The sequence below is a fragment of the Actinomadura sp. 7K507 genome, from assembly GCF_004348425.1.
Lineage (GTDB): Bacteria > Actinomycetota > Actinomycetes > Streptosporangiales > Streptosporangiaceae > Spirillospora.
In genome coordinates this window covers 1-10,560 of record NZ_SMKK01000289.1, presented here as the reverse complement: position 1 = coordinate 10,560, position 10,560 = coordinate 1, and the positions used below count along the sequence as shown (strand labels likewise).

General features: G+C 70.8%; 8 protein-coding genes and 1 pseudogene. 4 read left to right on the top strand and 5 right to left on the bottom strand.

Annotation, left to right across the window (positions count from 1 at the left end; translation table 11 throughout):
• Window positions 1–267: 267 nt before the first annotated feature.
• The 4 genes from E1285_RS39515 to E1285_RS39500 form a co-directional block, all read right to left on the bottom strand.
• On the bottom strand, window positions 268–1,299 hold the full coding sequence (locus E1285_RS39515) for a 2-oxoacid:ferredoxin oxidoreductase subunit beta (protein ID WP_243723371.1): 1,032 nt from the start codon (window positions 1,297–1,299) through the stop codon (window positions 268–270).
• A 61-nt stretch (window positions 1,300–1,360) separates the two neighbouring features.
• On the bottom strand, window positions 1,361–3,202 hold the full coding sequence (locus E1285_RS39510; protein ID WP_132159723.1) for a 2-oxoacid:acceptor oxidoreductase subunit alpha: 1,842 nt from the start codon (window positions 3,200–3,202) through the stop codon (window positions 1,361–1,363).
• Between the two features lie 525 nt (window positions 3,203–3,727).
• Window positions 3,728–5,230 carry a hypothetical protein gene (locus E1285_RS39505; RefSeq protein ID WP_132159722.1) on the bottom strand — a complete coding sequence of 501 codons (1,503 nt, stop codon included), beginning with the start codon at window positions 5,228–5,230 and terminating at the stop codon, window positions 3,728–3,730.
• 209 nt (window positions 5,231–5,439) lie between these two features.
• Window positions 5,440–6,510, bottom strand: coding sequence for a hypothetical protein (locus tag E1285_RS39500; protein WP_243723369.1), 1,071 nt, complete (start codon window positions 6,508–6,510; stop codon window positions 5,440–5,442).
• Window positions 6,511–6,890: 380 nt separating this feature from the next.
• Between E1285_RS39500 and E1285_RS39495 the strand changes: the two genes are divergently transcribed.
• From E1285_RS39495 to E1285_RS39480, 4 genes and pseudogenes are all read left to right on the top strand, one after another.
• On the top strand, window positions 6,891–7,262 hold the full coding sequence (locus E1285_RS39495) for an NADH-quinone oxidoreductase subunit A (RefSeq protein ID WP_132159720.1): 372 nt from the start codon (window positions 6,891–6,893) through the stop codon (window positions 7,260–7,262).
• A gap of 129 nt (window positions 7,263–7,391) precedes the next feature.
• Window positions 7,392–7,835: pseudogene (locus E1285_RS47910) on the top strand (NADH-quinone oxidoreductase subunit B family protein); the annotation flags it as partial.
• Between the two features lie 521 nt (window positions 7,836–8,356).
• Window positions 8,357–8,926, top strand: coding sequence for an NADH-quinone oxidoreductase subunit C (locus E1285_RS39485; protein ID WP_243723368.1), 570 nt, complete (start codon window positions 8,357–8,359; stop codon window positions 8,924–8,926).
• A complete protein-coding gene (locus tag E1285_RS39480) occupies window positions 8,919–9,872 on the top strand; it encodes a complex I subunit 1 family protein (RefSeq protein WP_132159718.1) in 954 nt (317 codons plus the stop codon). The genes E1285_RS39485 and E1285_RS39480 overlap by 8 nt, the downstream gene beginning before the upstream one ends.
• 46 nt (window positions 9,873–9,918) lie before the next feature.
• Here the strand turns inward: E1285_RS39480 and E1285_RS39475 are convergent.
• The coding region (locus E1285_RS39475; protein WP_132159717.1) for a helix-hairpin-helix domain-containing protein at window positions 9,919–10,560 on the bottom strand (642 nt) is incomplete at its 5' end.

Below are 10,560 nucleotides of genomic sequence, written 5' to 3'. Positions count from 1 at the left end.
GGGGATTCTGGGGGGAGGCGGGATCCTCGTTCTGCCGACGACCCTTGTTGCGGCGCGGAATGACCCGCATCGTCACCTCCCCGGCTCCAAGATCTACTCAGCAGTCTTTCAGCATGAGACACGGTCCCGCACCGTGTACCGGCCGAATGCGGCCAAGGGATCTCGCCGGTTGCTCACCATGTGATGAACCGTGCCCCGTTCGCCGGGTTTCAATGCGCAAAAGGCCCGGCCCCGGGTGAACCGGGACCGGGCCTCAAAGGGCGTCGCTCAGTCGATGCGCCAGGTGTCGCCGCTGCCGAGCAGCGCCGCCAGATCCCCCTTGCCCTCGGACTCGACGGCGTCCTCGAGCTGGGCCCGCATCAGCTCGTCGTACGACGGGCGGTCCACGCTGCGGAAGACGCCGATCGGGGTGTGCTCGAACGCCGGCTGGTCCAGCCGCGACAGCGCGAACGCCGCCGACGGGTCAGGGTTGTGGGCGTCGTGCACGGCGATCTCCGCGGTGCCGACGTCCGCGACGTTCACGACCTCGAACGAGCCGGAGGCGTCGCGGCGCAGCCCCTTGGAGCGGTCCGCGCCGAACACCATCGGCTCGCCGTGCTCCAGCCGGACGGTGACGTCGTCGCGGACCGACGCGTCCTTGAGCGGCTCGAACGCGTTGTCGTTGAAGATGTTGCAGTTCTGGTAGATCTCGACGAGCGCGGTGCCGCGGTGCTGGGCCGCCTCCCGCAGCACCGACTGCAGGTGCTTGCGGTCGGAGTCGATCGTCCGGGCGACGAACGTGCCCTCCGCGCCGATCGCCAGCGACAGCGGGTTGAACGGCGCGTCCAGCGACCCCATCGGCGTCGACTTGGTGATCTTGCCGAGTTCGGACGTCGGCGAGTACTGCCCCTTGGTCAGCCCGTAGATCCGGTTATTGAACAGGAGGATCTTCAGGTTGACGTTGCGGCGCAGCGCGTGGATCAGGTGGTTGCCGCCGATGGACAGCGCGTCGCCGTCCCCGGTCACCACCCACACCGACAGGTCCGGGCGGGAGGTGGCCAGGCCCGTCGCGATCGCGGGCGCGCGGCCGTGGATCGAGTGGAACCCGTAGGTGTTCATGTAGTACGGGAACCGCGACGAGCAGCCGATCCCCGAGACGAACGTGATGTTCTCCCGGCGCAGCCCGAGCTCCGGCAGGAAGGATTGGACGGCCGCGAGGACCGCGTAGTCACCGCACCCGGGGCACCAGCGCACCTCCTGGTCGGTCTTGAAGTCCTTCATCGTCTGCTTCTCGTCCGCCTTCGGGACGAGGGAGAGCAGCGACCGGCCGTTCCCGTTGCCGTTGGCTCCGTTCGCGGCGCCGTTTCCGTTGGCTCCGTTGTCACTCACTGTCGATCACATCCTGGATGACGCCCTGGAGTTCCTCGGACTTGAAGGGCAGGCCGCGGACCTGGTTGTAGCCGATCACGTCGACGAGGTACCGGCCGCGCAGCAGCAGCGCGAGCTGGCCGAGGTTGATCTCCGGGACGACGACCTTGTCGTAGGACCGCAGGACCTCGGGCAGGTTCGCGGGGAACGGGTTGAGGTGCCGCAGATGCGCCTGGGCGACGTGCTGCCCGTCGGCGCGGACGCGGCGGACGCCGGCGGAGATCGCGCCGAACGTGCCGCCCCAGCCGAGCACCAGCACGCGCGCTTTGCCGGACGGGTCGTCCACCTCGAGCGGCGCGATGTCGTTCGCGATCCCGTCGACCTTGGCCTGGCGGAGCCGGGTCATCTTGTCGTGGTTGCCCGGGTCGTAGGAGATGTTGCCGGACCCGTCGGCCTTCTCCAGGCCGCCGATCCGGTGCTCCAGCCCCGCCGTGCCGGGGATCGCCCACGGGCGGGCGAGGGTCTCCGGGTCCCGCTGGAAGGGCTGGAAGTCCTCCTGCGACGGGGCGGCGAACTCCGGCTCGATGTCGGGCAGCGTCGCCACGTCCGGCAGCCGCCACGGCTCGGAGCCGTTGGCGAGGTAGCCGTCCGACAGCAGGATCACCGGCGTGCGGTACTTCACCGCGATCCGGGCCGCCTCGATCGCCGCGTCGAAGCAGTCCGACGGGGACTGCGGCGCGACGATCGGGACGGGCGCCTCGCCGTTGCGGCCGTGCATGGCCTGCAGCAGGTCGGCCTGCTCGGTCTTGGTCGGCAGCCCGGTGGACGGACCGGCCCGCTGCACGTCGATGACCAGCAGCGGAAGCTCGGTCGCGACGCCGAGGCCGATCGTCTCGCTCTTCAGTGCGATCCCCGGGCCGGACGTCGTGGTGACGCCGAGGGAACCGCCGAACGAGGCGCCGAGCGCCGCGCCGACGGCGGCGATCTCGTCCTCGGCCTGGAACGTGCGGACACCGAACTTCTTGTGCTTGGAGATCTCGTGCAGGATGTCGGACGCCGGGGTGATCGGGTAGGAGCCGAGGAAGATCGGCAGCCCGCTCTGCACGCCCGCGGCGACCAGCCCGTAGGCGAGCGCCATGTTGCCGGTGATGTTGCGGTAGAGGCCCGGCTCGTGCTCGGCCGGCTTGATCTCGTACTGCGTCGAGAACGCCTCGGTGGTCTCGCCGTAGCTCCAGCCCGCCTGGAAGGCCGCGATGTTGGCCTTCATGATCTCGGGCTTCTTGGAGAACTTCCTTTCAAGGAAGTTGATCGTTCCCTCGGTGGGACGGTGATACAGCCAGGACAGAAGGCCGAGCGCGAACATGTTCTTCGCTCGTTCGGCGTCCTTCTTGCTGATGTCGAAGTCGGCGAGCGCCGTCACCGTCATCGAGGTGAGCGGCAGCGCGTGCACCCGGTACTCGGCGAGGGAGTCGTCCTCGACGGGGTTCTCGGCGTAGCCGACCTTGGCGAGGTTGCGCTTGCTGAACTCGTCGGTGTTGACGATGAGGTCCGCCCCGCGGGGGAGGTCCCCGAGGTTGGCCTTGAGGGCGGCGGGATTCATCGCGACCAGGACGTTGGGCGCGTCGCCCGGGGTGAGAATGTCATGGTCGGCGAAGTGCAACTGGAAGCTGGACACGCCGGGGAGAGTCCCGGCGGGGGCGCGGATTTCGGCCGGGAAGTTCGGCAACGTCGACAAGTCGTTGCCGAACGCCGCCGTCTCCTGGGTGAAGCGGTCGCCGGTCAGCTGCATACCGTCGCCGGAGTCTCCGGCGAAACGGATGATGACGCGGTCGAGCTGCTGGACCTGTTTGGTCACAGAGGAAGACCTCCTCGACGCGCAGCACCCGTCCTGGGGGAGGCGCCCAGGATCGTGATGCTACTTAGGCTTACCTTCATGGTATGTCCGGGGTGGGATGGTGTTCTCGGGGACGGGGTCGAGTGCTGACCGTGACGGGGCAGGGGCTACCCGCCGTTGTCCCGGTTCCCGGTGGCCGCAGGTCATGGAGGCATGGACCGCGGCCGCCACTCCGCCCGTCATGTGACGTCCCGCTTCCAGGGAGGTCGTGAACCCCGTAATAACACAAGACGTATCACTTCGATGCGGAGTTCACTCGGCTCCCCGGGATTCGGGCAGGTCCTATCCGGTGGTACGACCTGGGCGGGCCCCCGAGTTCATCGTGGACACAGGCTGCTGCGCTGACGGCACAGGTCAACGTGCAACCGCTTGACCAGCAGCGCGGGCTTCGTCGAGGAGCCCCGGCTCCCCGCGGGCGTGGAGTTCACAGCCCGAAGTGTAGATGGCCCGAATTTCGTTCGAGCTCACCGCCCCTGGTCAAGCGCGTCATGGCCGTCCCGGCGTCTGCGATGTGGCGACCTCCGGCCGCCCCGAGGGCTCCTGGGACTCCGACGGTCCCGGCTCGGACGGGCCTGGCTCCGCCGGGCCCGGCGTCGACGGCGTCGTCGGCGCCGGTTTCACCACCGCCGCACGCTCGCGGTCGACCCGCGCGAGCAGCTTCTCCACCTCGTCCTCGGGCACCGCCTCCCCGACCACGTGCGCCGTCGCCCCGTACGGGTAGGAGCCGGGGTTGTCGAGCGCGCTGCGCATCCAGTTGCGCCAGCGCTTGGAGGTGACGGTGCAGCGCAGCACCAGGGCGCGGTTGGCCGGTACCGTCTTCGACGCCGTGCACGAGCCGAGCCGCTCGCCCTCGGAGGTGATCGTGGCGCGCAGCTGCGCCCGCGCGCCGTCCGGCACCGTGTCCCGCGGGACGGACATCGTCGCGGGCACGCTCACGGTGCAGCCGTTGGGGTTCTGGTCGCAGCTGCTGAACGTCAGCGACCCGGGACTGAAGCGCACCGCGGGGTCGGTGGCGCCGCCGAGTCCGGCGACGCGGGGGCGCAGCTCCGCGAACAGCGTCGCCGGCGCCGCCACGGGCGCGGCGGTGAACAGCGGCGCGTTCGGCCCGCCCGCGTGCACCGACAGCAGCCGGTGCGGAGCGGCCGCGGTCATCAGGTACTCCGCTCCCCGCGTCTTGATCCTGTACGCGGGGACGCCGTTCACGTTCTCCTCGGGCGGGTCCGCCGGAGCCTTGGCGAGCAGGCGGGCGATGGCCTCCGGGCCGAGCACGTCCGGCACGTCGAATCCGGGCACCGACTTGGGCGCCTTGGACCACCGGCCGGCGTAGTAGCCGCCGTTCGGGACCTCCGGGACGTAGTCGCGCCAGAACGCGGGCCCGGCCTTGATGTAGGTGTCGCCGCCGATCGCGACGACGTCCGCCTTCAGCGCGCCCGCCGTCAGCGTGCCGGTCGCCAGGCCCGACGGCGACAGCCGCAGATGCGCCTGGACGGGCTTGCCGCCGACGCTCATCGACCCGTCGTAGCGGAGCCCCGTCCCCGACGTGAGCCGCCGCCCCGCCGCCACCGTCCACGCCGGAGGCGCCGCGGCCACGGTCGCCTCGGCCCGCTTCTCGGGCGCCTCGTCGTCGCCGGTGATGACGACCGCCGCCACGGCACTCGCCGTCAGCACGACCGCCGCCGCCCCGGACGCGATCAGCAGCAACTGCTCCTTGCGGCTGCGCACCTGCCGTCCGGCCGCCCCGGGCATCACGGGCCCGCCCGGCGGAACCGGCCCGCCCGAGGGGCCCTGACCCGGGACGCCCGGCGCGACGGGACCGTTAGGGGGCACCGCGGTGCCCTGCGGTGGGGTCTCGCGGGGTGGAACGGTCCCGCCCGCGACCCGCACGTCCGGCCGGGCCGGTTCGCCCTTGCCGGAGGCCGCCGCGGGATCACGCGGCGGTGGGGGTTGGGAAGAGGCCGTCGGTGACGGCTCGTCCTGGTCAGCGCTCACTCGGGGCTCACTCTGCTCACTTCGGGGGCCGGGTTCGGCCCGACCGTCAGGGACAAAGCAAGGGATCTGTGGGTCCTCCGGAGGGGCCGACGGGACTGTTGGACGTTCAGCCGTTCGGGGGGGCGGCCGCCGGGCCTCTGGGGGGTCCCCAAAAGAGCATAAAGGGGTCCGGCGGCGGGCTCAGCGCGCAACGCGCCTCACCTGCGGCCTTATTCGCTGTCGAGCCCGTTCTGCAGCGCCTGGACTTCCTCTTCGGTGGCGCCGATCACCTTGTAGTCGGCGTGCTTGTAGAAGGTGCCGCCGGAGTCCTTGGCCCAGCGCGTCCACGCGCTGCTGGTGACCCGGCAGCTCGCCCACTGCGGGCTGCTGCTGCTGATCGTGATGGTGGAGGTGCAGTTGCCGAGGTCGCTGCCGCTCAGCGAGCCGGCGGTGATCCGGAACCGCACGTCGATCGTGACGGGCGTCTCCACGTTGTACGGCGGGCGGATCTTGGCTTCGACCGTGCAGCCGGAGTCGCTGTTGCAGCCGCCCTTCTTCCACTCGGAGACGCGCGGCTGGGCCGAGGCGTTGAAGGAGTCCTTCAGCTCGCCCATGCTCGTGCGCATGTCCGAGATGACGGACGAGGCGTCGGTGGATTCCTTCGGGGTGACGTCCACGCGGACGCGCGGGGTGGTCGCCTCGTAGCGCAGCAACTCGGCGTCGTCGTCGTCGGTGATGTAGATGGTGGAGGAGAAGCTGGTGAACTTCAGCGCCTGCTCGCCCTTCCACGTGGTCTCGATCGGGTCGGTGGTCGAGTTGCGGGCCGAGCGGACCTTGGTGGCCAGTGCCGCCGGGGTCAGGTTCTTCTGGAAGTCGACGTTGAGCTCGTTCTCGTCCAGCCGGCCCCACTGCTCGCCGTCGCTGAGGAAGAACGGGTCGTCGCCGGAGATCTCCCGCTCCCAGTAGGTCTTGTCGGCCTTCACGAACAGCTTGCCGTCCGCGGAGAGCAGCGTGACCTTGGAGCCGTTCCAGGTGACGGGCCCGGTCGCGCGGCCGCCCTTGGTGACGTTCAGCTCGCCCTGCAGTGACCCGCCGCTGCCGCCGAACGTGCCGTCCAGCGCGACGGCGCCGGACGACGACAGGTTGCTCGCCGCGGCCGTCAGCTTCTCATCGGGAGTCTTGCCGCCGCCGATGGCGACCGCGTAGACCACGACGCCGATGATGAGCAGCAGGACGAGGCCGCCGCCGAGGATCGCCGCGATCAGCGCGCCGCCGCCTCCGCTGCGCCTCGGCGGGGGCATGCCGGGCCCCATCGGGCTCCCGGGGGGCGGAGGGAAGAAGGGGGGAGGTGTTCCACCGGGGCCGCCGAAACCGCCAGGTGGTGGAGGCGGGGCACCAGGTCCGCCCGGACCGGGTCCCCCGGGGCCGCCCGGACCGGGCCCGCCCGGACCTGCGGGCGGCGGCGGAGGCGGCCAGGAGGAGCCGCCCGGGGCTTCCCAGCCCGGCGGAGGCGGGGGGTTGCTCATCTGGTCACGTCCTTCCAGGTCAATTGACCCACAATGCAAGACTAGCGTGCGGTAAAACCATGACATCGTGTGCCTCCGATGTGGAGGCACAAAGCCACAGACTCCTCGGTCCCTGTGGAGGGGATACTGGATGAGACGCACGCGAGGAGGCTTTGGTGCATAACTATTTCGACACGTATGTCGTCGTGGTCGTCCTGCTCCTCGTGGGCGCGGGGATCGTCGGCGGAGGTCTCGTTGCGAACCGGATGCTACGCCCGAGCCGTCCCACCGCGGAGAAACTGACGACCTACGAGTGCGGCGTCGACCCGGTCGGGGAGGGCTGGGCCCACTCGTACGTGCGCTACTACGTGTTCGCCTACCTGTACGTCGTGTTCGCCGTGGACGCCGTATTCCTGTTCCCCTGGGCCACGATCTTCTCATCCCCCGGCTACGGGGCGACGACGCTCGGCGAGATGTTCGTGTTCCTCGGGTTCCTCGCCACCGGGCTCGCGTACGCGGCCAAGAAGGGCGTCCTCTCCTGGGTCTGACCCCTGTGGGACCGGGTCTGCCGGGCCGATCGGGGACGAACGTCCGTCCGAACCTCTGGCCAGAGCCCGGCGGACTGTAACAATGCACCCGTGGGCACTATCGATCTACCGCCGCCGACCGTCGGGCCGCTGTCGCGACTGGCGCCCAAGCCGATCAAGTTCGTGCTCAACTGGGGCCGCCGCTACTCGCTGTGGGTCTTCAACTTCGGCCTGGCCTGCTGCGCGATCGAGTTCATCGCGACGTCGATGGCCCGGCACGACTTCATCCGGCTCGGCGTGATCCCGTTCGCGCCCGGTCCCAGGCAGGCCGACCTCATGGTCGTCTCCGGCACCGTCAGCGACAAGATGGCGCCCGCGATCCGCCGCCTCTACGAGCAGATGCCCGAGCCGAAGTACGTCATCTCGTTCGGTGCCTGCTCCAACTGCGGCGGCCCGTACTGGGACTCCTACTGCGTGACCAAGGGCGTCGACCAGATCGTCCCGGTGGACGTGTACGTCCCCGGCTGCCCGCCCCGCCCCGAGGCGCTGCTGCACGGCATCGTCCACCTTCAGGAGAAGATCGCGGCGGAGTCGCTGGGCGAGCGCTACGCCGGTGCCGAGCCCGTCACGCCGCCTCCGCCGCCGCGGCCGATGACGGCGTCGGTCCTGCGCCGCCCCATCCAGCCGCCGCCCCCGGTGAACGGGGACGACGACGAGACCTTCGAGCACTGGAACGTCATGGCGGGGGAGACGGGCCGGGCCGAGGACGCCGCGGCCGCCGAGCCCGAGGCGCCGCACGTCCGGCCGGAGGAGGACGAGACACGTCCCGTACCCGTCGTGGACGGGCCGCCATCCATGCACCCGGCCGACGACGTCACCCTGCCTGTCCCGGCCGTCGAGGAGGAGGACGAGGAGGCGACGCGCCCCGTCCCCGTCGTCGAGGACGAGGAGACCACACGGCCCGTCCCGGTCGTGGAGGACGAGCCCGCGCCACCGGACGAGCCCGCGGCCGAGGAGTCCCAGCGGTACCGCGAGCGCCCGCTGGACGAGCACGATCCGTCGATCATCCCCGGCCTGACCGACGACGGGCACGACGACGAGATCGGGCGCGACCGGTGAGCGGCGAACCGGCCCCCGGCCGGGAACTGGCCGATGCCTGGACCGCCCGATTCGGCGAAGAGATCAGCTCCGAGGAGACGTTCGGCGGGCTCGCCGTCGGCGTCCCGCCCGAACACTGGCTGGACGCGCTGACGTTCGCGCGCGACGACCTGTCCTGCGGATTCTTCGACTGGCTGACCGGCGTGGACGAACTGGACGAGGGCTTCGCCATCGTCGTCCACGTGTACTCGCTGGAACGCCGCCATCATCTGCTGGTCCGCACCCGCGTCCCGAAACGGGCGCCGGTGCTGGCGACGGCCACGGGGGTGTACCGGGGAGCCGCCTGGCACGAGCGGGAGACGTCGGAGATGTTCGGCGTCCTCTTCGAGGGCCACCCGAACCTCGTCCCGCTGCTGCTGCCGGACGGGTTCGAGGGAAATCCCCTCCGCAAGGACTTCGTGCTCGCCTCCCGCGTCGCCAAGCCCTGGCCGGGCGCCAAGGAACCGGGTGAATCGGGCCACGGCGCGCCGAGCCGCCGCCGCGTCCGCCCACCGGGGGTTCCGGACGATTGGGGCCCGAATGCTTGAGATCGTCGTCAAGCTCGCCCTGGTCGCCGCCGCGTTCGCGCTGCTCCCCCTCCTCGTGGGCCAGGCCGAGCACAAGGTGATGGCGCACATGCAGGGCCGCCTCGGCCCCATGTACGCGGGCGCCTTCCACGGCTGGGCGCAGCTCGTCGCCGACGGGGTGAAGTTCGCGCAGAAGGAGGACGTGGTCCCGCGCGACGCCGACCGCTGGGTGTTCAAGCTGGCGCCAGGTGTCGCGCTCGTCCCGTACCTGCTGGTCCTGCTCGTGATCCCGGTCGGGCCGGACGGGCAGGTCGCGCTCGACCTCGGGCCCGGGATCTTCTTCGCGCTCGCCGTGATGGGCGTCGGCGTGATCGGCGCGATCATGGCGGGCTGGGCGAGCGCGAACAAGTACTCGCTGCTCGGCGGGATGCGGGTCGCCGCGCAGCTGATGTCCTACGAGCTGCCGATCGTGTTCGCCGCGTCGTCGGTGGCGATGGCGGCGGGCACGCTGTCGCTCAGCGGCATCGTGGAGGAGTGGCGCTGGTGGTGGCTGCCCTGGCAGGCGATCGGCGGCGTGGTGTTCTTCGTCGCCGGCCTCGCCGAGCTGCGCCGGCCGCCGTTCGACATGCCGGTCGCCGACTCCGAGATCATCTTCGGCCCGTACACCGAGTACGGCGGGCTGCGGTTCGCGCTGTTCATCCTGGCCGAGTACGCCGGGATCGTGGTGCTGTGCGCGCTGACGACCGTGCTGTTCCTCGGCGGCTGGAAGGGCCCGTTCCTGGACACCGAGCTGGGCTGGCTCTGGACGCTGCTCAAGGTCGCGGCGCTGGCGTTCTGCGTCATCTGGCTGCGGGTCAGCTTCCCGCGCATGCGCGAGGACCAGCTGCAGAAGCTCGCCTGGGCCTGGCTCGTCCCGCTCTCCCTCGCCCAGCTCGCACTGACGGGCGTCCTCGCGGTCGCACTCTGAGGCAGGGCAGGGCCGCGCCGGGACGTCGGTTCGGGAAGCCGGGACGTCAGTTCAGGAAGATCGTGAAGTCGGCCATCTGGGGGAGGACGTCGGGCGGGATGTCGGCGTCCACCGCCATCTCCTCGGCGGACACGAAGCCGCCCTGCTCGTCGCGGCGGCTGACGACGCGCTCCACGATCTCCGGCGTCATGCCGGGCAGCGCGGCGAGGATCTCCGGCGGCGCGTGGTTGACGTCCACGAGACCACCGTCGTCATAGGTGCGGGGGACGTCGGGACGGCCGATCCGCAGCTCGTGGGCGAGCGCCGGGTCCTCGGCGGCGAGCGCCCTGGCCTCCTCGCGCAGCGACCGCCGGTACTTGGCGACCTCGATGGCGTGCTGGTTGCGGCGGTTGCGCGCACCCTCGCGCGGGAAGACGGACGACCGGATGGCGAACGCGTGCCCGGTGCCGGCGATCCACAGCAGGATCGCCATGAACGAGCTGAGGACGGTGAGGACCGGGTCGCCCGACCCCAGCATGGTCAGGACGGCCGCGCTGCCCGCGCCGTATCCGGCGGCGGTCGCGCCGAGGCCCCACGACCCGCGGCGGACGGCCGCGTAGAAGAACGAGAACGGCGTCCCGTAGCCGAGGGTGACGAACGGCACGAACGCCCACAGCACGCCACGGGCGGTCTCCTGCGACGGCATCGG